At 64.1% G+C, this 26,049-nt stretch carries 23 protein-coding genes; 16 read left to right on the top strand and 7 right to left on the bottom strand.

The window, feature by feature from the left end; all coding sequences use genetic code 11:
* Positions 1-273: 273 nt before the first annotated feature.
* On the bottom strand, positions 274-876 hold the full coding sequence (gene ccmA, locus QCM77_RS28055) for a heme ABC exporter ATP-binding protein CcmA (RefSeq protein ID WP_279685808.1): 603 nt from the start codon (positions 874-876) through the stop codon (positions 274-276).
* Positions 877-1,120: 244 nt separating this feature from the next.
* On the opposite strand from ccmA, the gene acnA reads away from it, so the two are divergent.
* From acnA to QCM77_RS28070, 3 genes are all read left to right on the top strand, one after another.
* Positions 1,121-3,841, top strand: coding sequence for an aconitate hydratase AcnA (acnA, locus tag QCM77_RS28060; RefSeq protein WP_279685761.1), 2,721 nt, complete (start codon positions 1,121-1,123; stop codon positions 3,839-3,841).
* A gap of 231 nt (positions 3,842-4,072) precedes the next feature.
* Positions 4,073-4,864: a DUF1223 domain-containing protein gene (locus tag QCM77_RS28065; protein ID WP_279667550.1), complete on the top strand. Its 792-nt coding sequence runs from the start codon at positions 4,073-4,075 to the stop codon at positions 4,862-4,864.
* Positions 4,865-5,455: 591 nt separating this feature from the next.
* On the top strand, positions 5,456-5,824 hold the full coding sequence (locus QCM77_RS28070) for a DUF2794 domain-containing protein (RefSeq protein ID WP_279667551.1): 369 nt from the start codon (positions 5,456-5,458) through the stop codon (positions 5,822-5,824).
* Positions 5,825-5,916: 92 nt separating this feature from the next.
* Here QCM77_RS28070 and QCM77_RS28075 read toward each other — a convergent pair whose 3' ends face one another.
* The 4 genes from QCM77_RS28075 to QCM77_RS28090 all read right to left on the bottom strand — a co-directional run bounded on the left by QCM77_RS28075 (position 5,917) and on the right by QCM77_RS28090 (position 11,110).
* Complete coding sequence (locus QCM77_RS28075) at positions 5,917-6,447, bottom strand: GNAT family N-acetyltransferase (RefSeq protein ID WP_279685762.1); 531 nt, start codon at positions 6,445-6,447, stop codon at positions 5,917-5,919.
* A 298-nt stretch (positions 6,448-6,745) separates the two neighbouring features.
* Positions 6,746-7,549 carry a Bax inhibitor-1/YccA family protein gene (locus QCM77_RS28080; protein WP_279667553.1) on the bottom strand — a complete coding sequence of 268 codons (804 nt, stop codon included), beginning with the start codon at positions 7,547-7,549 and terminating at the stop codon, positions 6,746-6,748.
* A 271-nt stretch (positions 7,550-7,820) separates the two neighbouring features.
* Entirely contained in the window at positions 7,821-10,391 is a 2,571-nt protein-coding gene (locus tag QCM77_RS28085; protein WP_279685763.1) for an ABC transporter permease, read from the bottom strand.
* Entirely contained in the window at positions 10,388-11,110 is a 723-nt protein-coding gene (locus tag QCM77_RS28090; protein ID WP_279685764.1) for an ABC transporter ATP-binding protein, read from the bottom strand. Before QCM77_RS28090 ends, QCM77_RS28085 begins: the two co-directional genes overlap by 4 nt.
* Positions 11,111-11,165: 55 nt before the next feature.
* Here QCM77_RS28090 and QCM77_RS28095 point away from each other — a divergent pair, with 55 nt between their 5' ends.
* The gene (locus tag QCM77_RS28095; protein ID WP_279685765.1) at positions 11,166-11,801 is read left to right on the top strand and encodes an arylesterase; all 636 of its coding nucleotides are present in this window, start codon (positions 11,166-11,168) and stop codon (positions 11,799-11,801) included.
* A 174-nt stretch (positions 11,802-11,975) separates the two neighbouring features.
* Entirely contained in the window at positions 11,976-12,512 is a 537-nt protein-coding gene (gene thpR / locus QCM77_RS28100; protein WP_279685766.1) for an RNA 2',3'-cyclic phosphodiesterase, read from the top strand.
* 30 nt (positions 12,513-12,542) lie between these two features.
* Here the strand turns inward: thpR and QCM77_RS28105 are convergent, their stop codons facing one another.
* Both QCM77_RS28105 and QCM77_RS28110 read right to left on the bottom strand, forming a co-directional pair.
* Positions 12,543-12,947 (bottom strand): type II toxin-antitoxin system VapC family toxin, encoded by a 405-nt coding sequence (locus QCM77_RS28105; protein ID WP_279685767.1) that lies wholly within the window; start codon positions 12,945-12,947, stop codon positions 12,543-12,545.
* A complete protein-coding gene (locus QCM77_RS28110) occupies positions 12,947-13,201 on the bottom strand; it encodes a type II toxin-antitoxin system VapB family antitoxin (protein WP_279685768.1) in 255 nt (84 codons plus the stop codon). The genes QCM77_RS28105 and QCM77_RS28110 overlap by 1 nt, the downstream gene beginning before the upstream one ends.
* Before the next feature lie 201 nt (positions 13,202-13,402).
* On the opposite strand from QCM77_RS28110, the gene zapE reads away from it, so the two are divergent.
* The 11 genes from zapE to lpdA all read left to right on the top strand — a co-directional run bounded on the left by zapE (position 13,403) and on the right by lpdA (position 26,021).
* Positions 13,403-14,587, top strand: a complete 1,185-nt coding sequence (gene zapE, locus QCM77_RS28115; RefSeq protein WP_279685769.1) for a cell division protein ZapE — start codon at positions 13,403-13,405, stop codon at positions 14,585-14,587.
* 253 nt (positions 14,588-14,840) lie between these two features.
* On the top strand, positions 14,841-15,809 hold the full coding sequence (gene mdh, locus QCM77_RS28120; protein WP_007598869.1) for a malate dehydrogenase: 969 nt from the start codon (positions 14,841-14,843) through the stop codon (positions 15,807-15,809).
* Positions 15,810-16,028: 219 nt separating this feature from the next.
* Positions 16,029-17,225 (top strand): ADP-forming succinate--CoA ligase subunit beta, encoded by a 1,197-nt coding sequence (sucC, locus tag QCM77_RS28125; RefSeq protein ID WP_279667561.1) that lies wholly within the window; start codon positions 16,029-16,031, stop codon positions 17,223-17,225.
* Positions 17,226-17,229: 4 nt separating this feature from the next.
* On the top strand, positions 17,230-17,709 hold the full coding sequence (locus QCM77_RS28130; protein ID WP_279667562.1) for a DUF1579 domain-containing protein: 480 nt from the start codon (positions 17,230-17,232) through the stop codon (positions 17,707-17,709).
* An 8-nt stretch (positions 17,710-17,717) separates the two neighbouring features.
* Positions 17,718-18,182, top strand: a complete 465-nt coding sequence (locus tag QCM77_RS28135; protein WP_279667563.1) for a hypothetical protein — start codon at positions 17,718-17,720, stop codon at positions 18,180-18,182.
* 6 nt (positions 18,183-18,188) lie between these two features.
* On the top strand, positions 18,189-19,073 hold the full coding sequence (sucD, locus tag QCM77_RS28140; protein WP_279685770.1) for a succinate--CoA ligase subunit alpha: 885 nt from the start codon (positions 18,189-18,191) through the stop codon (positions 19,071-19,073).
* 137 nt (positions 19,074-19,210) lie between these two features.
* A complete protein-coding gene (locus QCM77_RS28145; RefSeq protein ID WP_279667565.1) occupies positions 19,211-22,192 on the top strand; it encodes a 2-oxoglutarate dehydrogenase E1 component in 2,982 nt (993 codons plus the stop codon).
* A gap of 160 nt (positions 22,193-22,352) precedes the next feature.
* A complete protein-coding gene (gene odhB, locus QCM77_RS28150; RefSeq protein WP_279685771.1) occupies positions 22,353-23,582 on the top strand; it encodes a 2-oxoglutarate dehydrogenase complex dihydrolipoyllysine-residue succinyltransferase in 1,230 nt (409 codons plus the stop codon).
* An 11-nt stretch (positions 23,583-23,593) separates the two neighbouring features.
* Positions 23,594-23,818 (top strand): hypothetical protein, encoded by a 225-nt coding sequence (locus QCM77_RS28155; protein WP_279667567.1) that lies wholly within the window; start codon positions 23,594-23,596, stop codon positions 23,816-23,818.
* 2 nt (positions 23,819-23,820) lie between these two features.
* Positions 23,821-24,582, top strand: coding sequence for an SDR family oxidoreductase (locus QCM77_RS28160; protein ID WP_462804356.1), 762 nt, complete (start codon positions 23,821-23,823; stop codon positions 24,580-24,582).
* A gap of 38 nt (positions 24,583-24,620) precedes the next feature.
* Positions 24,621-26,021, top strand: coding sequence for a dihydrolipoyl dehydrogenase (gene lpdA, locus QCM77_RS28165; protein ID WP_279685774.1), 1,401 nt, complete (start codon positions 24,621-24,623; stop codon positions 26,019-26,021).
* Positions 26,022-26,049: the final 28 nt, after the last annotated feature.

The following is a 26,049-nucleotide window of genomic DNA, read 5'->3' on the forward strand; positions in this document are numbered from 1 at the left end:
GCTCTACAGCCGCCCAGTCGACCAGCTCGCAAATCCGCCTCAGCACCGGGCTCCCTTTCCCTCGCCGCGACACCAGCGCGTCCGCGAAACCCGGTTGCCCAACCTGTCGATATGCCATCCCGAGCCCCTCCGAGCCTAGGCCCTAATGAATCCCTGATTCGCCTTTGTGCAAAGCTCTCGCAAGCGGGAGAGGCGAGGGAGCCCGCGGCGACGACCGCGTCCAGGGTGTGAGAGCGCCGCCCAGGCGCTTGGAAAGCTGAGGGTCGTGTCGCTTCACGCCATCCCCCCGATCCGAAGCTCCCGCGAATCGATGCCGAGCGGGGCGTGGGTGGCGGCGATGATCAGGCCGCCGCGGTCGAGGTGCTGGCGCATCAGGCCGCCGAACATATCCTGGCCGGCGACATCCAGCGCTGTGGTCGGCTCGTCGAGCAGCCAGACCGGACGGCGGACCGTCAGCAGGCGGGCCAGCGAGAGCCGGCGGCGCTGGCCGGCGGACAGGAAGGCGGCGGGCAGATGGGCGGCGTGGTCGAGGCCGACAGTGGCGAGGCTTTTGGCAGCGTCAAAACGCTCGCCGCCGAGAAAATCGGCCCAGAATGTCAGATTTTCCGCCACGCTCAGCGCCGGCTTCAGGGCGTCGCGATGGCCGAGATAGTGACATTGCTCCGGCAGGGTCAGCTCGGCATCGCCGCCGTCCAGCGCGATCGTGCCGCCCGCCGGAATGAGCAGGCCCGCGATTAGCCGCAGCAGCGACGTCTTGCCCGATCCGTTGCGGCCCACGACCGCCACGGCTTCGCCGGCGCCGGCCTCGAAATCGAGCCCGGAAAACACTTCGCGCCCGCCCCGCACGCAAATGACCCCGCGTCCGGAAAGCTGCATCTTGCCATGGTCCAATCCGCTCAAAGCCAGGCCTCAGGAAATCTTTGGGTAGCGCATGGGAATTTTTGGCTCGCGAATTGCTGCGGCTCGATTGTGGCTGTGGCGGCGCGGTTAGAAAGCTTCTATAAGCCCGGAACTACTTGATGCAGCAACTCAACCTGCCCCTGCAAGCGACTCAGCCGGAATCGCTGACGGTGTTAAAATACCCCTTGCCGGGTATAACTAACAATTGGGATTTTCCTACATGACCTCGCTCGACAGCTTCAAATGCAAAAAGACCCTCAAGGTCGGCGCCAAGACCTATGTCTATTACAGCCTGCCCACGGCCGAGAAGAATGGTCTGAAGGGAATTTCGAAACTTCCCTATTCGATGAAGGTTTTGCTCGAGAACCTGCTCCGCAACGAGGACGGCCGCTCGGTCAAGAAGGAGGACATCGTCGCGGTGTCGAAGTGGCTGCGCAAGAAATCGCTGGAGCATGAGATCGCATTCCGTCCGGCCCGCGTGCTGATGCAGGACTTCACCGGCGTGCCCGCCGTGGTCGATCTCGCCGCGATGCGCAACGCGATGCAGAAGCTCGGCGGCGATGCCGAGAAGATCAATCCGCTGGTGCCGGTTGATCTCGTCATCGACCACTCGGTGATCGTGAACTTCTTCGGCGACAACAAGGCCTTCGGCAAGAACGTCACCGAGGAATACAAGCAGAACCAGGAGCGCTACGAGTTCCTGAAGTGGGGCCAGAAGGCGTTCACGAACTTCTCCGTCGTGCCGCCCGGCACCGGCATCTGCCACCAGGTCAATCTCGAATATCTCTCCCAGACGGTGTGGACCAAGAAGGAGAAGATGACGGTCGGCAAGAAGACCGGCACCTTCGAGGTCGCCTATCCCGACTCGCTGGTCGGCACCGACTCCCACACCACCATGGTCAACGGTCTCGCCGTGCTCGGCTGGGGCGTCGGCGGCATCGAGGCGGAAGCCTGCATGCTCGGCCAACCGCTGTCGATGCTGCTGCCCAACGTCGTCGGCTTCAAGCTGAAGGGCGCGATGAAGGAAGGCGTCACCGCGACCGACCTCGTGCTGACCGTGACGCAGATGCTGCGCAAGCTCGGCGTCGTCGGCAAGTTCGTCGAGTTCTTCGGCCCCGGCCTCGACCATCTCTCGGTCGCCGACAAGGCGACCATCGCCAACATGGCGCCCGAATACGGCGCGACCTGCGGCTTCTTCCCGGTCGATGCCGCCGCGCTCGATTATCTCAAGACCTCCGGCCGCGCCCCGGCGCGCGTCGCGCTGGTGCAGGCCTATGCCAAGGCGCAAGGGCTGTTCCGCACCGCCAAGTCGGCCGATCCGGTGTTCACGGAGACGCTGACGCTCGACCTCGGCGACGTCGTGCCCTCGATGGCCGGCCCGAAGCGTCCCGAGGGCCGCATTGCGCTGCCGTCGGTCGCCGAAGGCTTTTCGGTCGCCCTCGCCAGCGAATACAAGAAGGCGGATGAGCCGACGAAGCGCTTTGCCGTCGGCGGCAAGACCTTCGATCTCGGCCATGGCGACGTCGTGATCGCCGCCATCACCTCCTGCACCAACACCTCGAACCCGAGCGTGCTGATCGGCGCCGGTCTTCTGGCGCGTAACGCCGCCGCGAAGGGCCTCAAGGCCAAGCCGTGGGTGAAGACCTCGCTCGCCCCGGGCAGCCAGGTGGTGGCGGCCTATCTCGCCGATTCCGGTCTCCAGGCCGATCTCGACAAGGTCGGCTTCAATTTGATCGGCTTCGGCTGCACCACCTGCATCGGCAATTCCGGCCCGCTGCCCGAGGAGATCTCGAAGTCGATCAACGACAACGGCATCGTCGCGGCAGCCGTGCTCTCCGGTAACCGCAACTTCGAAGGCCGCGTCTCGCCGGACGTGCAGGCGAATTATCTGGCCTCGCCGCCGCTCGTCGTCGCCCACGCGCTCGCAGGGTCCGTCACCAAGAACCTCGCGGTCGAGCCGCTCGGTGAAGGCAAGGACGGCAAGCCGGTCTACCTGAAGGACATCTGGCCGACGACGAAGGAGATCAACGCCTTCATGAAGAAGTTCGTGACCGCGGCGATCTTCAAGAAGAAGTATGCCGACGTGTTCAAGGGCGACACCAACTGGCGCAAGATCAAGACGGTCGAGAGCGAAACCTATCGCTGGAACATGAGCTCGACCTACGTGCAGAACCCGCCCTATTTCGAAGGCATGAAGAAGGAGCCGGAGCCCGTCACCGACATCGTCGAGGCCCGCATCCTCGCCATGTTCGGCGACAAGATCACCACCGACCACATCTCGCCGGCCGGCTCGATCAAGCTCACCTCGCCCGCCGGGAAATACCTCAGCGAGCATCAGGTGCGTCCCGCCGACTTCAACCAGTACGGCACGCGGCGCGGCAACCATGAAGTCATGATGCGCGGCACCTTCGCCAACATCCGCATCAAGAACTTCATGCTGAAGGGCGCCGACGGCAACATTCCGGAAGGCGGCCTCACCAAGCACTGGCCCGACGGCGAGCAGATGTCGATCTACGACGCCGCGATGAAGTACCAGCAGGAGCAGGTGCCGCTGGTGGTGTTCGCCGGCGCCGAATACGGCAACGGCTCCTCGCGCGACTGGGCCGCGAAGGGCACACGTCTGCTCGGCGTGCGCGCCGTGATCTGCCAGAGCTTCGAGCGCATCCACCGCTCCAATCTGGTCGGCATGGGCGTGCTGCCGCTGACCTTCGAGGACGGCACCTCCTGGTCGTCGCTCGGCCTGAAGGGCGACGAGAAGGTCACGCTGCGAGGCCTCGTCGGCGACCTGAAGCCGCGCCAGAAGCTGACTGCGGAGATCGTCTCCGGCGACGGTTCGCTGCAGCGGGTTTCGCTGCTTTGCCGCATCGATACGCTGGACGAGCTCGAATACTACCGCAACGGCGGCATCCTGCACTACGTGCTGCGCAAGCTCGCGGCGTAAGCGCGAATTTGTGAACGGTGGCTCACTGCGAAGTGAGTAGGAGGTTGAACGAAGGCGGCCTATCAAAAGGCCGCCTTCGCGCGTTTGCGGCAGGCTTCAGATGGGCCCGTCCGGCAGAGAACCTCGCCTTGGAGGTTACTTGACGATCGAATATGCGACGTCCGTAAGACTACGGTGATCATCCGGCGGTAAGAATTCCCTTCTCACGAGCAATGGTGTGCGACGTTCGACATGACAACAATGACGGCTTCTCATCTGGTTTCGCGCCACGTGATCTCAAGGTGGTCCGGTGCCCTCTGGTCGGGAGCACTTGGTATCTGCGCGATCGTCGCCGTCATTCGTCCTGCCGAGGCTGATCCCCGCGCCGTTGTCGAATTGTTTACCTCGCAGGGCTGCTCCTCCTGCCCGCCGGCCGACAAGATCATCGGCGACCTCTCCAGCGATCCCTCGATCATCGCGCTGAGCATGCCGATCGATTATTGGGATTATCTCGGCTGGAAGGACACCTTGGCCGATTCGCGCTTCTCTGCACGGCAGCGTGCCTATTCGCGCATGCGTGGCGACCGCGAGGTCTACACGCCGCAGGTCGTGGTCAACGGCTCCACGCATGTCGTCGGCAGCGACCGCACCGGCATCGAAAGCGCGATCGGCAGGACCGACAATGGTACGGGCGCGATGAGCGTGCCGGTGACGATGTCGCTCGCGGGCAAGCAGATCAACGTCTCGGTGGCCGCAAGCAAGGAGCCGGCAGTCTCGCACGGCGAGGTCTGGATCTGCTCGATTGCGAAATCGGTGCCGATCGCGATCAGCCGCGGCGAAAATCGCGGACAGCAGGTGATCTATCACAACGTGGTGCGCAACCTGCTCAAGGTCGGCGACTGGACCGGCCGTCCGGAAAGCTGGACGGTGCCGCTCGAGAACCTCACACGTGACGGCGTCGACGGCGCGGTGGTCTATGTCCAGGACGGCAGCCGCGAGAAACCGGGCCCGATGCTGGGCGCCGCGTATACGTCGCTGCACTGATTCGATTCTCTCACTAGCGTCGTACCATCTCTCACTCCTCATGGTGAGGAGCGCGCCTTTGCGCGCGTCTCGAACCATGCAGGCCCTGCTGATCCAGCTCGGGCCTCGATCCTTCGAGACGCCGCGGCTCCTCAGGATGAGGAGAGGGGTTCTGGCGCGGATGTCTGGTGAGCTATTCGTCGAGCCAGAAACATCCCGGCACAAACAAAACACAAACAAAAAAGGACCAACTTGCGTTGGCCCTCCTTGTCGTGCGAACAGACCCGATCCTGACGACCCCGGGGGGCTGGGGGCTGAGGAATCCGGAACCGAAAGGACCGGGTCAACGCACACAGGTCTTTTCGCAGCGCAGGGCGGCAGTCGCTTGGCGGAAAAGCGGCGACACTATGATTCCTGCTAACGATCCCGTGACGGTTTGCCGCGACAGAGTTCCACCGCTGCGTGTGTCCGGACGCGCACCGGATTCCATGCATCCTTTCAACGGCCCCTTGCGGTGGGGAACAGTTGGCGCAATCATGCAGCTGTCATGATCCGCGGTTCCGGGGACGGTCTTCGCGGGCGCGGTCATGCTGATGCGACAGGAGGCGCTCCATGAGTCTGTCGGAGGATGCCGATCCCAGCGAACAGCGCGCGGCGGTGCGTCCTGCCGCTGCGAATGCGCAACTGAGCCGGGTCACGTTCAACCGGCTCGAGCTGCACCGTATTCTCAATCTGTACGGCCGTATGGTCGCCGACGGCGAGTGGCGCGACTATGCCATCGACTTCCTGAAAGACCGCGCCGTGTTCTCGGTCTATCGCCGCGCCTCGGAAGTGCCGATCTATCGCATCGAGAAAGATCCGCGCCTCGCGCGCAAGCAGGGCATGTACAGCGTGATCTCGGCGACGGGTCTGATCCTGCGCCGCGGCCACGAACTCGAGCGCGTGCTGCTGGTGATCGACCGCAAGCTGGCAGTGGTGTAGCCGCGATCCAGTAGCCCGGATAAGCGTAGCGACATCCGGGTCTTTGCCTGCAGCGTTCCCGGGTATCGCTTCGCTCACCCGGGCTACAGGCCTTACTTCCCCGGCACCGTGCTCGCGCCCTCGCCGAGGTCGCGCTGCATCATCACCGTGTCCAGCCAGCGGCCGAATTTCAGCCCGACGCTGGGATGCGTGCCGATCATCCTGAACCCGCCCTTGGTGTGCACGCCGATCGAGCCGGCATTGGCGGAATCGCCGATCACCGCGATCATCTGGCGAAAGCCGCGCGCCTCGCATTCGGCGACCAGACGCTCCAACAGCAGAAGCCCGACGCCGCGGCGGTGGAAGGACGGGTCGAGATAGATCGAGTTCTCGACCGTGAAGCGATAGGCCGGCCGCGGCCGGTAGGCGCCGGCATAGGCATAGCCGGCCACACGGCCGTCGAGGATGGCGACGAAATAGGGATAGCCCCCGTCGACCAGCGCGCGGTAGCGGCGCGTCATTTCAGCTAGGTCCGGCGGCTCCAGCTCGAACGTCGCGGTGCCCTCGCGGACAGCCTGCTGGTAGATGGCGGTGATGGCGGGAAGATCGGCCTCGAGGGCGGGTCTGATTTCAGGTGCGGACATGGAAGCGAGATTAGAGCCTTCCGGGGACGGCTGGGAAGAGACAACGGCTTCTCGGCGTCGTCTTTGCGAGAGCAGCAGCCTCCATCTTCTCGCTGTCATGCCCCGCGTAGGCGGGGCATCCAGTACTCCGAGACAGCGCGGCTAGAACGGAGCCGCTGCGGCGTACCGGATCGCCCGCCCCAGTGCGCAAGTGCGCACAAGGCGGGCGACGACAGCGGCGGGTGCTGCGACGTCCAGCCCCAAACGAAAAACCCCGGCCTCTCGGCCGGGGTTCGTGTCCGCTCTCTCAGGCTAACGCTTAGTCGCGCTGGCCGAGGAGCTGCAGCAGCAGCGTGAACAGGTTGATGAAGTTCAAGTACAGCGACAGCGCACCGGTGATGGCCGCACGCTCCGCGACGTCACCGCCGGCCGAGGCGTAGCCGTAGATGTAGTCGTTCTTCAGCCGCTGGGTGTCCCAGGCGGTAAGGCCCGCGAACACCAGCACGCCGACCACCGACACGACGAACTGCAGCACCGAGCTTGCCAGGAACAGGTTCACCAGGCTCGCGATGATGATGCCGATCAGGCCCATGAACAGGAACGAGCCCATTCCGGTCAGGTCACGCTTGGTGGTGTAGCCATAGAGGCTGAGCGCGCCGAAGGTCGCCGCGGTGATGAAGAACACCCGCACGATCGAGGTGTGCGTGAACACCAGGAAGATCGAGGACAGCGAGATGCCCATCAGTGCCGCGAACACCCAGAACAGGATCTGGGCGGTCGAAGGAGCGAGGCGATTGATGCCTGCCGAGATCACGAACACCATCGCGAGCGGCGCAAACATGAAGAGCCACTTCAGCGGGCCAAGGTACATCGCACTGCCGAACGGCGTCAGATAGATCGCCTTCGCGCCGGTACCTATCCGAATCGCGTCGGCGGCAGAAGGGTCGGCTACTGACGCCATGTAGACGCCGAGCGCGGCCAGGCCGGTGATGGCGAGGCCAACGCTCATATAGTTGTAGATGCGCAGCATGTAGGCGCGCAGGCCGGCATCGACCGTCGCGGCGTCAACACGCCCGGCGGCCCTGCCGAAAGGAGAAGCGTAGTTACGGTCTAGGTCCGACATGGTCGAATTCCCGTTGGTTGGCCCGGTCCGGCATGAGGGTCGCCATGCCGCCGGTTCGTCAAATTCTATCTCGGATACCGGTGTGTGCCGACATTAAATTTGGCTCACAATCCGGGCTCCGAACCCATTCGATATGTGGGAAACTAACACATCCGCTGCAACGGTCCACGCGCGGCCGAATGTCGCCCTCAGCCACAATCCTGACGAGCGGACGTGGTTAATCGCAGGAATCGTGCGATTCCGCTACCGCGCGGCGACCCGCTACCATTTGTCACAAATTCCGCAACACCGTGGCGGGCTTTTTGTTCAACGCCAGGAGCGTGCCGGCGAGCCCGAGGCCGACCGTGACGACCAGGGCGGCCGCGACCACGCCGGCCGCGCTGCCGGCCTGCCAGACGAAGCTCAGCGTCATCAGCCGCGTCACGATCATCCAGGCCGCGATGCTGCCGGCGAAAACGCCGAACACCGCCGTGGCCAGCCCGATCAGGAGGTATTCGAGCGCATAGGCGCCGAGCAGCCGTAGCCGGGTCGCGCCCAGGGTCTTGAGGATCACCGCATCGTAGACCCGGTGGCGATGGCCGGCGGCGAGTGCCCCGCCGAGCACCAGGATCGCCGAGATCAGGGTCACGGCGCTGGCGCCGCGGATCGCCAACGCAAGGTTGGTCACGACCGAACCGACCGTCTCCATCACCTCGCGCACGCGCACGCTCGTGACCATCGGATAGGCGTCGGCGACCTGCTTGATGATCTGGCCGTCACCCGCCGCATCGCCGCCCGCTTCCGTCAGCGTCGCGATGTGGGTATGCGGCGCGCCCTTGAACGCGTTCGGCGAGAACATCAGGACGAAATTGATGCCGAGGCCCTGCCAGTCGATGGTGCGCAAATTGCTGATCTTCGCCGGGATGTCGCGGCCGAGGATATTGACGACGACCTCGTCACCGAGCTTGAGGCCGAGCCCGTCCGCGATCTTCTTCTCCATCGAAACCAGCGGCGGGCCGGAATAATCGGCGCTCCACCACTCGCCCTCGACCACCTTGGAGCCTTTCGGCAGATCGGCGGTATAGGTCAGGCCACGGTCGCTCTGCAGCACCCACTCGGAATCGGTGCTGGGCTTGAGCTCCTCGGCGCGGAGGCCACGGGCTCCGACGATGCGCCCGCGCAGCATCGGCACGTCCTCGACCTTCGCGCCAGGGGCGATCTGACGCAGATAGGAGTCGAACTGCTCGGCCTGCGTGCTCGGAATATCGATGAAGAAGAACGATGGCGCGTGCTCGGGCAATGCCGCCAGGAACTGCCGGCGCAGATTGCCGTCGATCTGGGTAATGGTGACGAGCACCGCGAGTCCGAGCCCGAGCGACAGCACGACCGAGGGCGTCAGCGCGCCCGGCCGGTGGATGTTGGCAATCGCGAGTCGCAGCATCGGCAACCGCGTGCGCGGCAGCCGCCGTGCGATCGTCATCAGCAGGGCGGCAATGCCGCGCAGCAGGGCGAATACGACGACGGAGGAGGCCACGAACACCGCGGCGATGCGCTTGTCGAAGGACAGCCCGATCACGACCGCGATGAGCAGCGTGATCACGACGGCCATGAAAACGAGGTAGCTCCAGCGTGGCCGGTGCCATTCGGAGCTGATGGTGTCGCGGAACAGCGCGGCCACCGGCACGTCGTGCACCCGCCCGAGCGGCCACAGGCCGAAGGCAAGCGCGGTGAGAAGCCCGTAGACGAACGACAGTGCGAGCTCGTCGACGTGCACCGCCGCCACCACCGGCAGCGGCAGCAGCTTGCCGAACAGGCCGACGATGGTGAAGGGCATGGCGGCACCGAGCGCAAGGCCGATCACCGAGCCGATCGCTGCGAGCAGGAGAACCTGCGCGAGATAGATGCCGAACACGTCGCGCCCCGTGGCGCCGACGGCCTTGAAGGCCGCGATCACCTCGAGCTTGTGGTCGATATGGGCCTTGACGGCATTGGCGACGCCGACGCCGCCCACCAGCAGCGCGGCGAGGCCGACCAGCGTCAAAAACTGCGTGAAGCGATTGATGTTGCGCTCGAGCTGCGGCGAGGCATTGGAGCGGCTGCGGACCTCCCAGCCGGCCTGCGGCGCGGCGTTGCGCGCGTCCGTGATGAAGGCTTCGGTGGCGCGCTCGCTGTTGGCGGTATCGGGCAATTTCACCCGGTAGACCCAGCGCACCAGGCTGCCGGGCTGGATCAGGCCGGTGGCGCGCAGGCCCGCCTCGCTGATCAGGAAGCGCGGGCCGAAGCCGATGCCGCCGGCGAGCTTGTCGGGCTCGGCTTCGACGGCGCTGCGGATCTGGAACGTCGCTGACCCGATGGTGACGCGATCGCCGGTCTTCAGCGAGAGCCGCGCCAGCAACGTCGGATCGGCGGCGGCGCCGAACGCGCCGTCGCGCTCCGCGAGCAGATCGGACATCGGCAGTGGTGGCGCGAGCGTCAATTGGCCGAGCATCGGATAGGCGTCGTCGACCGCCTTCATTTCGACCAGCGCCAGCTTGCCCTCCGCCGACCGCGCCATGCCGCGCAGTGTGGCGGCGCTCGAGACGGTGCCGCGCGAACGCAGGAAGGCGATTTCCTCCGGCTTCGCCTCGCGCTGAAACAAGACGAACGACACGTCGCCGCCGAGCAGCGTACGGCCCTCGCGGGCGAGGCCGTCGCTCAGGCTGGCCGAGACCGAGCCGACACCGGCGATCGCCATCACGCCGAGCGCGATGCAGGCAATGAAGACGTAGAAGCCGCGCAGGCCGCCGCGCAATTCGCGCAACGCGTAGCGCAGCGACAGCGCGACGCCGTTGGGCTTCGCGAACGGTTCGGCAGCAGTGCTCATACCGGCGCCGACTGCGTGTCGATGCGCCCGGAGCGCAGGCGGATCACGCGATCGCAGCGATGCGCGAGCGAGGAATCGTGCGTGACCAGCACCAGCGTCATGCCGCGCTCGGCATGCTTGCTGAACAGGAGATCGACGATCTGCTTGCCGGTGGCTTCGTCGAGATTGCCGGTCGGCTCGTCGGCAACGAGGATCGCGGGATCGGGCGCCAGCGCGCGCGCGAGCGCGACGCGCTGCTGCTCGCCGCCGGAGAGCTGCGTCGGATAATGATGCAGACGGTCGCCGAGCCCCACCGATTGCAGCTCCTGCGCCGCGCGCTTTGCGGCGTCCGGATTGCCCGCGAGTTCGAGCGGCACGGCGACGTTCTCCAGCGCCGTCATCGTCGGGATCAAATGGAAGGACTGGAAGACGATGCCGACCTGGCGGCCGCGGAAGCGGGCCAGCGCGTCCTCGTCGAGGGCATTGAAAGGCGTGCCGCTGACCACCACCTCTCCGCTATCAGGACGCTCCAGCCCCGCCATCACCATCAGCAGCGTGGATTTGCCCGAGCCTGACGGGCCGATCAGGCCGACCGTCTCGCTACGGCCGACGCGCAAGCTGATATCCTTGAGAATGTGAACGCGTGCCGCGCCCGTACCCAATGACAGATTGACGTTGGAGATGGCGATGGTGTCCGCCGAACTGTCGGCGAGCGAAGAGGAATAGATGCGAGTGTCCATGGTCCGGTCATATGGCAACTCCGTACGCGCGGTCGAGAGGCGTTACGGATTGTTCATGCACATAGCCGTGTTGATGTTCGCTTTGATGACGGTCGCAAATCCGGCCTGGGCGGGAGCGGCAAAACCGGTCAAGCTTGTCGTTCTGGGCGATTCCCTGAGCGCCGGCCTCGGTCTCGCAGCCCAGGAAGCATTTCCCACAAAACTTCAAAAAGCCTTGCAGGCCAAAGGCATAGTCGTCGATATGACCAACGCCGGGGTGTCCGGCGACACCTCATCCGGCGGTCGTGACCGGCTCGACTGGTCGGTCCCTGACGGAACCGATGGCGTCATCATCGAGCTTGGCGCCAACGACGCGCTGCGCGGCGTCGATCCCGATCTGACCCGCGCCGCGCTGACCGACATCGTCCAGCGCCTCAAGGCGCGCAAGATCGCGGTGATGCTGTGCGGCATGCTGGCGCCGCCGAATTACGGCGCGGATTATGCCGCGCGCTTCAATTCGATTTATCCGGATCTGGCGAAAAAATTCGACGTGCCGCTCTATTCGTTTTTTCTCGACGGTGTTGCAGCGGACGCCAAGCTCAACCAGGCCGACGGCATTCATCCGACCGCGCCCGGCGTCGACATCATCGTCGGCAACATCATGCCCACCGTGGAGGCATTTCTGCGCAACATAAGCGAGCAACCGCATTGAAAAGCAGGCAGCGCCGACCGTAATTCCCAGGGTTTTACCGGGGTGGCCCGCAGCGTGCTTCGCAGAGTCACACAACTGCGATAGGAATCAGGGTACCGGTGATTCGTCACCGGCTCTAAAATTTGGATATGATCTTTCCCAAGGATCATGCCCAAGCATCGGGAGTGCGAAACGATGCCGCGTTTGTTCACTGGTCTGGAAATTCCGGCCGAGATTGGCCAGTCGCTTTCCAATTTGCGGGGCGGCCTTCCCGGCGCCCGCTGGATCGATCCCGAAAATTACCACGTCACCCTGCGTTTCATCGGCAATATCGATGGCATGTCCGCCAACGAAATCGCCTCGATGCTGTTTCGCGTCGACCGCAAGCCGTTCGAGGTGAAGGTGCAGGGCTTGCAGAGTTTCGGCGGACGCAAGCCGCGCGCGGTGGTCGCAACCATCGTGCCGAGCAAGCCGCTGATGGAATTGCAGGCCGAGCTCGAGCGCATGATGCAGCGGATCGGCCTCGACCCTGAAGGCCGCAAGTTCATCCCGCATGTCACGCTGGCCCGTCTGCACGACGCCACCGACCGAGATGTCGCCGACTATCTCTCGCTGCGCGGCTACTTTCCGAGCAAGGCGTTCATGGCCGAACGCTTCGTGCTGTTCTCGTCCCGCGCCTCCACCGGCGGCGGCCCTTATGTGGTCGAGGACGCCTACGAGCTGTGTCAGTGAGGCTTCATAGCGCTCCGGCTTGTCGCGTCGCTATCGCAGCGGCGCCATGCCGGGCCGGCTGATATCAGTCTTCGCAAAATCCCCGCCCTTGAACAGCAGCGGCTCGCTGCGGGTCACCGCCAGCGCGTAGGAAAAGCAGTCGCCGTAGTTCAGCGCAGCGATGTGACGTCCCTTTCCGTAGCGTCGCCAAGCGCGTCGTGCCGCATCGGTTTGTTCGGCGTCGACGGCAACGATCTCGGCGCCGATCTTGAGCAGCCAAAGGTCGAACTCACGCCCGCCCGCGTCACCCATCCGCGTTTCAAGCACCATCGCTGCTTCGAGCACGGTTGCTGCCGAGATCAGTCGGACCGGGTCATCCGCAATCTGGATTTCCATCCTTGACGCGTCCGGCTCGTTGAGGGCGATTGCCACGATCGCCGATGTGTCGATCACCATCAGCGCGGCAATCCGTGCTCGTCATAGCCGAGGATCTCTTCTGGCGTTCGGTCATCGACCACGGCCATCTCGCTCCAGCGACGCCGGATCTCCGCCATGTCTTCCAACAGAGCGGTCTTGCGGGATTGGCTGCCAAGGCGGCGCAATCGCTCCTCGATGGCGCGCTTGGTCGCGGTCGTGATGTTCTCGCCGGTGAGCTGCGCCAGAGTCCGCGCCAATTGCTCGGTCTCGGGATCCTTGATGCTCAGTGCCATGTAAGGTTCCTAGGTTCCTCCTTAGATATATTCTACCTTTTTGCAAAGGCAAGATGAGGAAGCCAGGACGCAGGTCGTATGGTTCAACGTGACGTTCTGGCGGCCTGTGGAGGACATTTCCTGGGGAAGTAGAAAAAGCGCATACGCCGTTGCGCCAATACACGGCTTGCAATTTGCCCCCGTCTCTGGCGGTAAAGAGCCATGCTCTCGACCCCCAGTTCCCCATTCCGCGAGGCCTATCAAGCCGAGATCGCCTCCGGCGCGATCGAGCCCGATGCTGCCCAAGCCGAGGTCGCCGAGGCCTATGCGGCGCTCGACCAGCGGCTCGCCAATTACAAGCCGCCGCGCAAGCAGGGCCTGCTCAGCCGCCTGTTCAGCGCCGACAAGGACGAGGCACCGCGCGGGCTCTACGTCCATGGCGAGGTTGGCCGCGGCAAGACCATGCTGATGGACCTGTTCTTCCAGCACAGTACCGTCGAGCACAAGCGCCGCGCGCATTTCCACGAATTCATGGCCGATGTGCACGAGCGCATCTACGACTATCGCCAGGGCATCGCGCGCGGCGAGATCCCCGACGGCGACGTCATCACGCTGACCGCGAACGCCATCTTCGAGGAGAGCTGGCTGCTCTGCTTCGACGAATTCCACGTCACCGACATCGCGGACGCGATGATCCTCGGCCGCCTGTTCGCAAAGCTGCTGGAACTCGGCACCGTGGTGGTCGCAACCTCCAACGTCGCACCCGACGACCTCTACAAGGGCGGTCTGAACCGTTCGCTGTTCCTGCCCTTCGTCAAGCAGATCACCGACCACATGGACGTGCTGCGGCTCGACGCGCGCACCGACTTCCGTCTGGAAAAACTTCAGGGCGTGCCGATGTGGCTGACGCCGGCGGACACCGAGGCGGACACCGCGCTCGACCGCGCCTGGTCGAAGATGTCAGGTGGCGCCAAATGCAAGTCACGCGATATTTCGATCAAGGGACGCATCCTGCACGTGCCGTGCTCGGCCCACGGCGTGGCGCGCTTCGCGTTCGCCGATCTCTGCGAGAAGCCGCTCGGGGCATCCGACTATCTCAGGCTGGCGCACGACTATCACACCATCCTGGTCGACCATATTCCAGTGATGGACATCTCCCGGCGCAACGCCGCCAAACGTTTCATCACGCTGATCGACACGCTCTATGACAATGCCGTGAAGCTGATGGCCTCGGCCGAGGCCAATCCGGTGTCGCTCTATCTCGCTAACGAAGGCAACGAGGCCAACGAGTTCAAGCGGACGTCGTCACGCCTGATCGAAATGAGCTCGGAATCCTATCTGGCGCTGCCCCACGGCCGCAAGGATTCCACCGCCAGCGGCTCGACCAAGGGTCTGGTGGAGACTTAAGTCCTATTTGCCAGCGCGGTCATTCCGGGGCGCCCGCCCTTCGCGGGCGAGCCCGGAATCCATTTCGCCACCAGTGTTGAGGCCCGATGGATTTCCGGGCTCGTCGGTTCGCGACGCCCCGGAATGACAGGGATGCGCTTGAATACGCGGCAAGCCCGACAATTGGGCAACCGGCGACTTGAACGGGGGAGGCGAAAGGGATAACCACCCGTCTCAGTTTTCCCCTCCTTACGTGTCTAAAGGACAGGTTCACATGGCGCGCGACAAGATTGCTTTGATTGGCTCCGGTCAGATCGGCGGAACGTTGGCTCATCTCATCGGCCTGAAAGAGCTGGGCGACGTGGTGATGTTCGACATCGCCGAGGGCGTGCCGCAGGGCAAGGCGCTCGACATCGCGCAGTCCTCGCCGGTCGACGGCTTTGACGCGCACTACACCGGCGCCAACTCCTACGAAGCGCTCGACAACGCCAAAGTCTGCATCGTCACCGCCGGCGTGCCGCGCAAGCCCGGCATGAGCCGCGACGACCTCCTCTCCATAAACCTCAAGGTCATGGAGCAGGTCGGCGCCGGCATCAAGAAGTACGCCCCCGATGCTTTCGTCATCTGCATCACCAACCCGCTCGACGCGATGGTCTGGGCGCTGCAGAAGGCCTCCGGCCTGCCGCACAAGAAGGTCGTCGGCATGGCCGGCGTGCTGGATTCGTCGCGCTTCCGCTACTTCCTGGCCGACGAGTTCAACGTTTCGGTCGAGGACGTCACCGCCTTCGTGCTCGGCGGCCACGGCGACACCATGGTGCCGCTGGTGAAATACTCCACCGTCGCCGGCATCCCGCTGCCCGATCTCGTCAAGATGGGCTGGACCTCGCAGGCGCGCCTCGACGAGATCGTCGACCGCACCCGCAACGGCGGCGCCGAGATCGTCAATCTGCTCAAGACCGGCTCGGCCTTCTACGCGCCGGCGGCCTCCGCGATCGCGATGGCCGAGAGCTATCTGCGTGACAAGAAGCGCGTGCTGGCCTCAGCCGCCTACCTGAACGGCGAATACGGCGTGAAGGACATGTATGTCGGCGTGCCCGTCGTGATCGGCTCCAAGGGTGTCGAGCGCGTCGTCGAGATCGAGCTCGTCGGCAAGGACCGCGAGGCCTTCGACAAGTCGGTCGGCGCAGTGCAGGGCCTGGTTGACGCCTGCAAGAAGATCGCCCCTGATCTTCTCGGTCGCTAAACGCCTACAATCCCCGCCGAAGATCGAAAACCGGTCTTCGGCGGTTTCACTTCCGGGCCCCGGCTGCAGCACTTGTTGAAGGCTGGCGGGTTCCGGGTCGGCAGTCCAGAGATCGATGTCAAAGAATCCGAGTTGCAGTTCCTGTGGTATATGGTATGCCAGCCACAAGACTGAGGTGGGCCCATGTGGTCACCGCCCGCGGGTTCAGGGAGCGACCATATGAATATCCATGAATATCAGGCCAAAGCGCTGCTGAACGAGTTCGGCGTAGCGATCTCCAAGGGCGTTCCGGTCCTGAAGGCGGCCGATGCGGACGCCGCGGCAAAGGCCCTCCCGGGCCCGGTCTGGGTGGTGAAGAGCCAGATCCATGCCGGCGGCCGCGGCAAGGGCAAGTTCAAGGAAGCCTCGGCCGGCGACAAGGGCGGTGTGCGCATCGCCAAGTCGGCCGCGGAGGTCTCCGAGTTCGCCAAGCAGATGCTCGGCGCCACGCTCGTGACGATCCAGACCGGCCCCGCCGGCAAGCAGGTCAACCGCCTCTACATCGAGGACGGCTCCGACATCGACAAGGAGTTCTATCTCTCGATCCTGGTCGACCGCGAGACCTCGCGCGTCTCCTTCGTGGTGTCGACCGAGGGCGGCGTCAACATCGAGGACGTCGCGCACAACACCCCTGAGAAGATCGTCACCTTCTCGATCGATCCCGCGACCGGCATCATGGGCCATCACGGCCGCACCGTCGCGGACGCGCTGAAGCTCTCCGGCGATCTCGCCAAGCAGGCCGAGAAGCTCACCGCGCAGCTCTACGCGGCCTTCGTCGCCAAGGACATGTCGATGCTGGAGATCAACCCGCTGGTCGTGACCAAGCAGGGCCAGCTTCGCGTGCTCGACGCCAAGGTGTCGTTCGACGACAACGCCCTGTTCCGTCACCCCGAGGTGCTCGCGCTGCGCGACGAGACCGAGGAGGACGCCAAGGAAATCGAGGCGTCGAAACACGACCTCAACTACGTCACCCTCGACGGCAACATCGGCTGCATGGTCAACGGCGCCGGTCTCGCGATGGCGACGATGGACATCATCAAGCTCTACGGCATGGCGCCGGCGAACTTCCTCGACGTCGGCGGCAGCGCCAGCAAGGAGAAGGTCGCGGCCGCGTTCAAGATCATCACCGCGGACCCGAACGTGAAGGGCATCCTGGTCAACATCTTCGGTGGCATCATGAAGTGCGACGTGATCGCCGAGGGCGTCACGGCAGCGGTTCGTGAAGTCGGCCTCAGCGTGCCGCTGGTGGTTCGCCTCGAAGGCACCAATGTCGAGCTGGGCAAGAAGATCATCCGTGAATCCGGCCTGAACGTCGTGCCCGCCGATAATCTCGACGACGCCGCGCAGAAGATCGTGAAGGCCGTCAAGGAAGGCTAAGGCCATGACCCAGGACCATCTCGCTGCATCATCCCCGCTGCCGGAGCACGCGCGTCTTGCCGCGTTCGCCGGTGAATGGAACGGTGAGGAGGTGGTCTTTCCGTCGCGCTGGATGGAGGGCGGGACAGCCACCTCTCACGTCATCGCGCACATGGATCTGAACGGCTTCTACCTGATCCAGGACTCGGTCCAGATGCGCGACGGCAAGCAGAGCTTCGCCACCCACGGCATCTTCACCTTCGACCGCGAGGACCGGACCTACAAATTGTTCTGGTACGATTCTCTCGGCTACACGCCGCCCTCGCCCGCCTCCGGCGGGTGGGTCGGCAAGACCCTGACGCTGGTGCGCGGCTCGCTCCGCGGCAATGCGCGCCACGTCTACGAGATCATCGACGACGATTCCTATTCGTTGAAGATCCAGTTCTCGCCGGACGCGGAAGGCTGGGCTGACGTGCTCACCGGCGTCTACCGCCGTGTTCACTAGGGTGAGGTATGTCCGGATATCCGATATGGGACGCAGCAACGACCACGGATTGGCCTCCGGAAGCATGCCCGTTCTCAATCGAGGAGATGCAGCAATATCTCTTCGTCAACCACTATCACTGGTCGCGCGATGAGGAGCCAACGACTTTCCTCGTCAGGGGGCCACATGCTGAGGCGATCAAGACCGAGCGGAGTTACTGGCTGTTTGAGGCCACCAAAGATCGGTTATCTCGACGCGAACGCAAAGAACTTTGGTGCTCGCTCTGTCAGAAGCCGCACGTTCTCGATGCGCTTCACGACTATAACCCCGTCTATGAGGACCGACAGTGGTTCGTCGTCGTCGGGTCAGGAAAGTTTGGACGCGAAAAGATGATGCGTTGGATGTACGCCCAGACAAATGATGATGACCTGTCGCCGGACCAATTCCTCGACAAGGCTTGTGAAGAACAACTCGCAGAAGATGCTCGGAGCTAAGTAAAAATGTCCATCCTGATCGACAAGAACACCAAGGTCATCTGCCAGGGCTTCACCGGCAAGAACGGCACCTTCCACTCGGAGGCCGCGATTGCCTACGGCACCAAGATGGTCGGCGGCACCTCGCCGGGCAAAGGCGGCGCGACGCATCTGGGCCTGCCGGTGTTCGACACCGTGCGCGAGGCGCGTGAGAAGACCGGCGCCGATGCGTCGGTGATCTACGTGCCGCCGCCGGGCGCGGCGGACGCGATCTGCGAAGCCATCGACGCCGAGGTCCCGCTGATCGTATGCATCACCGAGGGCATTCCTGTCATCGACATGGTGCGCGTGAAGCGCTCGCTGGCCGGTTCCAAGTCGCGCCTGATCGGGCCGAACTGCCCGGGCGTCATGACCGCCGGCGAGTGCAAGATCGGCATCATGCCCGCCAACATCTTCAAGACCGGCAGCGTCGGCATCGTCTCCCGCTCCGGCACGCTGACCTATGAAGCCGTGTTCCAGACCACCCAGGAAGGCCTCGGCCAGACCACCGCGGTCGGCATCGGCGGTGACCCGGTCAAGGGAACCGAGTTCATCGACGTGCTGGAAATGCTCCTTGGCGACCCCAAGACCGAGTCGATCATCATGATCGGCGAGATCGGCGGGTCCGCCGAGGAGGACGCCGCCCAGTTCCTCAAGGACGAGGCCAAGCGCGGCCGCAAGAAGCCGATGGTCGGTTTCATCGCCGGTGTCACCGCCCCTCCCGGCCGCCGCATGGGCCACGCCGGCGCGATCATTTCGGGCGGCAAGGGCGACGCCGGTTCCAAGACCGACGCGATGAAATCGGCAGGAATTACAGTGTCGCCGTCTCCCGCTCGCTTGGGTCATACGCTTGCCGAAAAATTGAAGGGCTAATTCACTCCTTCGTAATTTTCCGGGCGAAGTTTCGCAGCAAATAGGGTAAATGGTGCCTGTCGCGCTGGGCCTCTGCCGGGGAGCTCAGCGCGAGCGCCGTTTGTTATGCGCGAACCGAAATCGCCAGGAACTCAAGTATGTCTCGCCAAGACGCGAACGCAGCCTTTGCCCTCTCCTCCTTTTTGCAGGGCACCAACGCCACCTACATCGACGAAATCTACGCCCGCTACGAGAAGGACCCGTCCTCGGTCGACGCCGAGTGGCAGGACTTCTTCAAGAGCCTCAACGACCAGCCCGGTGACATCAGCAAGAACGCCGAAGGCCCGTCCTGGGAGCGCGCCAATTGGCCGCTGACCCCGCAGGACGATCTGACCTCCGCGCTCGACGGCAATTGGACCGAAGTCGAGAAGACGGTCGGTGCCAAGATCGCCGCCAAGGCGCAGGCCAGGGGTGGCGACAAGGGTAGCGACAAGGGCGGCGGTCTCTCCTCCGCCGACCTGCTCCAGGCCACGCGCGACTCCGTCCGCGCCCTGATGCTGATCCGGTCCTACCGCATGCGTGGTCATTTCCACGCCAAGCTCGATCCGCTCGGCATCGAAGCCCCGCGTAACCGCGAAGAGCTCGACCCGCGCACCTACGGCTTCAGCGAAGCCGATTTCGACCGAAAGATCTTCCTCGATCACGTGCTCGGCCTCGAATACGGCAGCTTGCGCGAGATCACCGCGATCTGCGAGCGCACCTACTGCCAGACGCTCGGCGTCGAGTTCATGCACATCACCAATGCGGCGCAAAAGGCCTGGATCCAGGAGCGGATCGAGGGGCCGGACAAGGAAATCTCGTTCACCCGCGAAGGCCGTCGCGCCATCCTGATGAAGCTGGTCGAAGCCGAAGGTTTCGAGAAATTCTGCGACACCAAGTTCACCGGCACCAAGCGCTTCGGTCTGGATGGTGCCGAATCGCTGATCCCCGCGCTCGAGCAGATCATCAAGCGCGGCGGCAATCTCGGCGTGAAGGAGGTCGTGCTCGGGATGCCGCATCGCGGCCGCCTCAACGTGCTGACCCAGGTGATGGGCAAGGCGCATCGCGCGCTGTTCCACGAGTTCAAGGGCGGCTCGGCCAATCCTGATGCGGTTGAAGGCTCCGGCGACGTCAAATATCACCTCGGCGCGTCCTCGGACCGCGAATTCGACGGCAACCGCATCCATCTGTCGCTGACCGCCAACCCCTCGCATCTCGAGATCGTCGATCCCGTCGTGCTCGGCAAGGTCCGCGCCAAGCAGGACCAGCACGGCGATCCGCCGGACATGCGCATCTCGGTGCTGCCGCTCTTGATGCATGGCGACGCCGCGTTCGCCGGCCAGGGCGTGGTCGCCGAATGCTTCGGTCTGTCGGACCTGAAGGGCTACCGCACCGGCGGCTCCGTGCACTTCATCGTCAACAACCAGATCGGCTTCACCACCTATCCGCGTTATTCTCGTTCGTCGCCTTACCCGTCCGACGTGGCGAAGATGATCGACGCGCCGATCTTCCACGTCAACGGCGACGATCCGGAAGCCGTCGTGTTCGCGGCCAAGGTCGCGACCGAGTTCCGGCAGAAATTCCACAAGCCCGTCGTCATCGACATGTTCTGCTACCGCAGGCATGGCCATAACGAGGGCGACGAGCCGGCTTTCACCCAGCCGGTGATGTACAAGAAGATCGCGGCCCATCCCTCGACGCTCGAGCTCTATGCCCGCCGCCTGATCAGCGAAGGCGTGCTGACCGAGGGCGAAGTCGAGAAGGCCAAGGCGGATTGGCGCGTGCGGCTCGATGCCGAGCTCGAAGCCGGCTCGGGCTACAAGCCCAACAAGGCCGACTGGCTCGACGGCAAGTGGGCCGGCTTCAAGATCGCCGATCAGGAAGAAGATGCGCGGCGTGGCGTCACCGGCGTCGACGTTGCCGAGCTGAAGGACATCGGCCGCAAGATCACCAAGGTGCCGGACGGCTTCCGCGTCCACCGCACCATCCAGCGTTTCCTCGAGAACCGCTCCAAGGCGATCGACGGCGGCACTGGCATCGACTGGGCGACCGGCGAGGCGCTGGCGTTCTGCACGCTGCTCAACGAGAACCACCATGTCCGCCTGTCCGGACAGGATTCGGAGCGCGGCACCTTCTCGCAGCGCCACTCGGTCCTGATCGACCAGGAGGACGAGAGCCGCTACACGCCGTACAACCATCTCGGCCACGAGCAGGGCCATTACGAGGTCATCAACTCGCTGCTGTCGGAAGAAGCCGTGCTCGGCTTCGAATACGGCTACTCGCTCGCCGAGCCGAATACGCTGACGCTGTGGGAAGCCCAGTTCGGCGACTTCGCCAACGGCGCGCAGGTCGTGTTCGACCAGTTCATCTCCTCGGGCGAGCGCAAATGGCTGCGCATGTCCGGCCTCGTCTGCCTCTTGCCGCACGGCTATGAAGGCCAGGGACCGGAGCACTCCTCGGCGCGTCTGGAGCGTTATCTCCAGATGTGCGCGGAAGACAACATGCAGGTGGTCTACCCGACCACGCCGGCGAACTACTTCCACGTGCTGCGCCGCCAGCTCCATCGCGAGATCCGCAAGCCGCTGATCGTAATGACGCCGAAGTCGCTGCTCCGTCACAAGCGGGCGGTGTCGCGTCTGGAGGAGCTCGCGAAGGATACGACCTTCCACCGCATCCTCTATGATGACGCCCAGATGCAGCCGAGCGAGGCGACCAAGCTCGTTCCGGACGAAAAAATCCGCCGCATCGTGCTGTGCTCCGGCAAGGTCTATTACGACCTCTTCGAGGAACGCGAGAAGCGCGGCATCGACGACATCTATCTGATGCGCGTCGAGCAGCTCTATCCGGTGCCACTGAAGGCGCTGGTGGCCGAGCTGTCGCGCTTCAAGAAGGCCGAGGTGATCTGGTGCCAGGAAGAGCCGCGCAACATGGGTGCGTGGCACTTCATCGAGCCCTATCTGGAATGGGTGCTGAACCAGGTGAACGGTGTGAGCCGGCGTCCGCGTTATGTCGGCCGCGCCGCTTCCGCCGCGACCGCCACGGGTCTGATGTCGAAGCATCAGGCGCAGTTGAAGGCGTTCCTGGACGAAGCATTGAGCTGATAAGTTTTTACACCTCGTCATGCCCCGCGAAGGCGGGGCATCCAGTATTCCGCGTCGCCCGTCCTTATCACGACTGTCACGGCGTACTGGATCGCCCGCATCCGCGGGCGATGACATCTGCACTTATGTCCGCATTGGCGATCCCCTTAAGGAAAAGACCATGACTGAAATTCGTGTGCCGACCCTCGGCGAATCCGTCACCGAGGCCACCATCGGCCGCTGGTTCAAGAAGGCCGGCGATCCCGTCGCCGTCGACGAGCCCCTGGTGGAGCTCGAGACCGACAAGGTCACCATCGAAGTCCCGGCGCCCTCCGCCGGCACGCTGAGCGAGATCATCGCCGCCGATGGTGCCACCGTTGCGGTCGGTGCGCTGCTCGGCCAGATCACCGAAGGCGCCGCTGGCGCTGCCAAGCCGGCCGCTGCGCCCGCCAAGCCCGTGGCTGCCGCTGCCGCCGCTGCTCCCGCTGCGGCGAAGGCACCTCCGGCCGACGCCCCGCTCGCCCCGTCCGTGCGCAAACTCTCGGCCGAGACCGGCATCGACGCCTCGACCGTTCCGGGCTCCGGCAAGGACGGCCGCGTCACCAAGGGCGACATGCTCGCCGCGATCGAACGCGCGGCGTCCGCGCCGACCCCGGTCAACCAGCCTGCCGCCGCCGTCCAGATGCGCAGTCCCTCGCCGGCCGATGACGCCGCCCGCGAAGAGCGCGTCAAGATGACCCGGCTGCGCCAGACCATCGCGCGTCGCCTCAAGGACGTGCAGAACACCGCAGCGATGCTGACGACCTTCAACGAGGTCGACATGACCAACGTCATGGCGCTGCGCGCGCACTACAAGGATGCGTTCGAGAAGAAGCACGGCTCGAAGCTCGGCTTCATGGGCTTCTTCACCAAGGCCGTCGTGCAGGGCCTGAAGGACATCCCGGCCGTCAACGCTGAGATCGACGGCACCGATTTGATCTACAAGAACTACTACCACATCGGCGTCGCCGTCGGCACCGACAAGGGCCTCGTCGTGCCGGTCGTGCGCGACTGCGACAACAAGTCGATCGCCGACATCGAGAAGGGCATCGCCGATTTCGGCCGCCGCGCCCGTGACGGCCAGCTCAAGATCGACGAGATGCAGCGCGGCACCTTCACCATCACCAATGGCGGCATCTACGGCTCGCTGATGTCGACCCCGATCCTGAACGCGCCGCAGTCCGGCATCCTGGGCATGCACAAGATCCAGGAGCGTCCGATGGCGATCGGCGGCAAGATCGAGGTCCGCCCGATGATGTACCTGGCGCTGTCCTACGATCACCGCGTGATCGACGGCAAGGAAGCGGTGACCTTCCTGGTCCGCGTCAAGGAGAGCCTGGAAGATCCGGCGCGGCTGGTGCTGGATCTCTAATGGAGGCGACGATGGAAGAACCGTCGCTTCTTCTTTCCCTCCTGCCGTTCCTGCTGACCACTCTTATTTTCTTCTTCTTTGCGATTCCGATAAGTCGCAGGAAGGGTAAGGGTGTCGGTTTTGCCGCTTGGTGCCTGATTCCGTTCCTCACTCCCTTCATCCTATTCCACTTGGTGAGCTTGACGGATAAGTCCGTGCTGGATCGATTGGCAGCTCTCGAGGGCAAGAGCGGATAGCTATGGGGGCTGATGTGACCGATAAAGTCGTTGTCATCACCGGCGGCAGCCGCGGCATTGGGCGGGCGACTGCGATTGCGGCGGCCGCACGCGGCTTCCGTGTCGTGGTCGGCTATGCCAGCAACAAGACGGCCGCCGACGAGGTGGTCTCCGAGATCGAGACCAGCAACGGCAAGGCGATCGCGGTGAAATGCGACGTCGCCGAGGAAAGCGACATCCTCGCGCTGTTCGAGGCCGCCGATCAATTCGGCACGCTCGGCGCGCTCGTCAACAATGGCGGCATTGTCGGCCAGAGCGGAGTGCGCGTCGACGAGATGTCGGCCGATCGCATCCAGCGCGTGATGGCGGTCAACGTCACCGGCTCCATCCTCTGCGCGCGCGAAGCCGTAAAGCGGATGTCGACCAAGCACGGCGGCAAGGGCGGCGTCATCGTCAATCTGTCATCGGTTGCTGCCAAGCTCGGCGCGCCGAACACCTATGTCGATTATGCCGCGTCCAAGGGCGCGATTGATTCCTTCACCATCGGTCTCGGCTACGAGGTCGCAAGCGAAGGCATCCGCGTCGCCGCGATCCGTCCCGGCCTGATCGACACCGAAATCCACGCCGCCGGCGGTGAGCCCGACCGCGCCCATCGTCTGGCCCATATGGTGCCGATGAAGCGCGTCGGCACCGCCGACGAAATCGCCAACGCCATCGTCTGGCTGATGTCGGACGATGCCTCCTACGTCACCTCAGCCATTCTCGATGTGTCCGGCGGACGCTGACACATCCTCATCACGCTAAACTTACGGGACTTTCTCTCATGGCTACCTACGATCTCGTCGTCATCGGCACCGGACCGGGCGGTTATGTCTGCGCGGTGCGCGCCAGCCAGCTCGGCATGAAGGTCGCCGTGGTGGAAAAGAACGCAACGCTCGGCGGCACCTGCCTCAACGTCGGCTGCATGCCGTCGAAGGCGCTGCTGCATGCGTCCGAGATGTTCGAGGAGGCCGGGCATTCCTTTGCCAAGATGGGCGTGTCGGTCTCAGCGCCGAAGCTCGATCTGCCTTCGATGATGAACTTCAAGCAGCAGGGCATCGACGGCAACGTCAAGGGCGTCGAGTTCCTGATGAAGAAGAACAAGGTCGACGTGCTCAAGGGCACCGGCAAGATCCTCGGCACCGGCAAGGTCGAAGTCTCCGCCGACGGCAAGTCGCAGCTGGTCGAGACCAAGAACATCGTGATCGCCACCGGCTCGGACATCGCGCGGCTGAAGGGCATCGAGATCGACGAAAAGCGCATCGTGTCCTCGACCGGCGCGCTGTCGCTGGACAAGGTACCTGGAAAACTCCTGATCGTCGGCGCCGGCGTGATCGGCCTCGAGCTCGGCTCGGTCTGGCAGCGCCTCGGCGCCGAAGTCGTCGTCGTCGAATTCCTCGACCGCATCCTGCCCGGCATGGACGGCGAGATCGCCAAGCAATTCCAGCGCATCCTGGAAAAACAGGGTTTTGCCTTCAAGCTGGGCTCGAAGGTCACGGGTGTCGAAGCGAACAGCAAGGCATTGCTCGCCCAGATCGAGCCGGCCGCGGGCGGCGCGGCGGAGACGCTCGAAGCGGACGTCATTCTCGTCTGCATCGGCCGCGTGCCCTACACCGATGGCCTCGGCCTGAAGGAAGCCGGCGTAGCACTGGACAACCGCGGCCGCGTGCAGATCGATCCGCATTTCGCCACCAGCGTGAAGGGCGTCTATGCCATCGGCGACGTCGTCGCGGGCCCCATGCTCGCGCACAAGGCCGAGGATGAAGGCGTCGCGGTTGCCGAGATCATCGCCGGGCAGGCCGGCCACGTGAACTACGATGTTATCCCAGGCGTCGTGTATACCACGCCGGAAGTGTCCTCCGTCGGCAAGACCGAGGAGGAGCTGAAGCAGGCGGGCGTGGCTTATACGGTCGGAAAGTTTCCCTTTACCGCCAACGGCCGCTCCAAGGTCAACCAGACCACCGACGGCTTTGTGAAGATTCTCGCAGATGCGAAGACCGATCGCGTGCTCGGCGTGCACATTATCGGCCGCGAAGCCGGCGAAATGATCCATGAAGCCTGCGTTCTCATGGAATTTGGCGGCAGTGCGGAGGATCTCGCGCGCACCTGCCACGCGCATCCGACCCGCTCGGAAGCCATCAAGGAAGCCGCGCTTGCAGTCGGCAAGCGGGCCATCCATATGTAGGTCGCGCCCAGCGCTGAATCGGGCGGGA

This window comes from Bradyrhizobium nivariense, assembly GCF_029846695.2.
In the GTDB taxonomy this organism is placed as follows: domain Bacteria; phylum Pseudomonadota; class Alphaproteobacteria; order Rhizobiales; family Xanthobacteraceae; genus Bradyrhizobium.

Bases quoted from the DNA above. Each gene is read 5' to 3' on its own strand.
- ccmA (WP_279685808.1), bottom strand. From the start codon at position 876: ATGCAGCTTTCCGGACGCGGGGTCATTTGCGTGCGGGGCGGGCGCGAA.
- acnA (WP_279685761.1), top strand. From the start codon at position 1,121: ATGACCTCGCTCGACAGCTTCAAATGCAAAAAGACCCTCAAGGTCGGC.
- QCM77_RS28065 (WP_279667550.1), top strand. From the start codon at position 4,073: ATGACAACAATGACGGCTTCTCATCTGGTTTCGCGCCACGTGATCTCA.
- QCM77_RS28070 (WP_279667551.1), top strand. From the start codon at position 5,456: ATGAGTCTGTCGGAGGATGCCGATCCCAGCGAACAGCGCGCGGCGGTG.
- QCM77_RS28075 (WP_279685762.1), bottom strand. From the start codon at position 6,447: ATGTCCGCACCTGAAATCAGACCCGCCCTCGAGGCCGATCTTCCCGCC.
- QCM77_RS28080 (WP_279667553.1), bottom strand. From the start codon at position 7,549: ATGTCGGACCTAGACCGTAACTACGCTTCTCCTTTCGGCAGGGCCGCC.
- QCM77_RS28085 (WP_279685763.1), bottom strand. From the start codon at position 10,391: ATGAGCACTGCTGCCGAACCGTTCGCGAAGCCCAACGGCGTCGCGCTG.
- QCM77_RS28090 (WP_279685764.1), bottom strand. From the start codon at position 11,110: ATGGACACTCGCATCTATTCCTCTTCGCTCGCCGACAGTTCGGCGGAC.
- QCM77_RS28095 (WP_279685765.1), top strand. From the start codon at position 11,166: ATGCACATAGCCGTGTTGATGTTCGCTTTGATGACGGTCGCAAATCCG.
- thpR (WP_279685766.1), top strand. From the start codon at position 11,976: ATGCCGCGTTTGTTCACTGGTCTGGAAATTCCGGCCGAGATTGGCCAG.
- QCM77_RS28105 (WP_279685767.1), bottom strand. From the start codon at position 12,947: ATGGTGATCGACACATCGGCGATCGTGGCAATCGCCCTCAACGAGCCG.
- QCM77_RS28110 (WP_279685768.1), bottom strand. From the start codon at position 13,201: ATGGCACTGAGCATCAAGGATCCCGAGACCGAGCAATTGGCGCGGACT.
- zapE (WP_279685769.1), top strand. From the start codon at position 13,403: ATGCTCTCGACCCCCAGTTCCCCATTCCGCGAGGCCTATCAAGCCGAG.
- mdh (WP_007598869.1), top strand. From the start codon at position 14,841: ATGGCGCGCGACAAGATTGCTTTGATTGGCTCCGGTCAGATCGGCGGA.
- sucC (WP_279667561.1), top strand. From the start codon at position 16,029: ATGAATATCCATGAATATCAGGCCAAAGCGCTGCTGAACGAGTTCGGC.
- QCM77_RS28130 (WP_279667562.1), top strand. From the start codon at position 17,230: ATGACCCAGGACCATCTCGCTGCATCATCCCCGCTGCCGGAGCACGCG.
- QCM77_RS28135 (WP_279667563.1), top strand. From the start codon at position 17,718: ATGTCCGGATATCCGATATGGGACGCAGCAACGACCACGGATTGGCCT.
- sucD (WP_279685770.1), top strand. From the start codon at position 18,189: ATGTCCATCCTGATCGACAAGAACACCAAGGTCATCTGCCAGGGCTTC.
- QCM77_RS28145 (WP_279667565.1), top strand. From the start codon at position 19,211: ATGTCTCGCCAAGACGCGAACGCAGCCTTTGCCCTCTCCTCCTTTTTG.
- odhB (WP_279685771.1), top strand. From the start codon at position 22,353: ATGACTGAAATTCGTGTGCCGACCCTCGGCGAATCCGTCACCGAGGCC.
- QCM77_RS28155 (WP_279667567.1), top strand. From the start codon at position 23,594: ATGGAAGAACCGTCGCTTCTTCTTTCCCTCCTGCCGTTCCTGCTGACC.
- QCM77_RS28160 (WP_462804356.1), top strand. From the start codon at position 23,821: ATGGGGGCTGATGTGACCGATAAAGTCGTTGTCATCACCGGCGGCAGC.
- lpdA (WP_279685774.1), top strand. From the start codon at position 24,621: ATGGCTACCTACGATCTCGTCGTCATCGGCACCGGACCGGGCGGTTAT.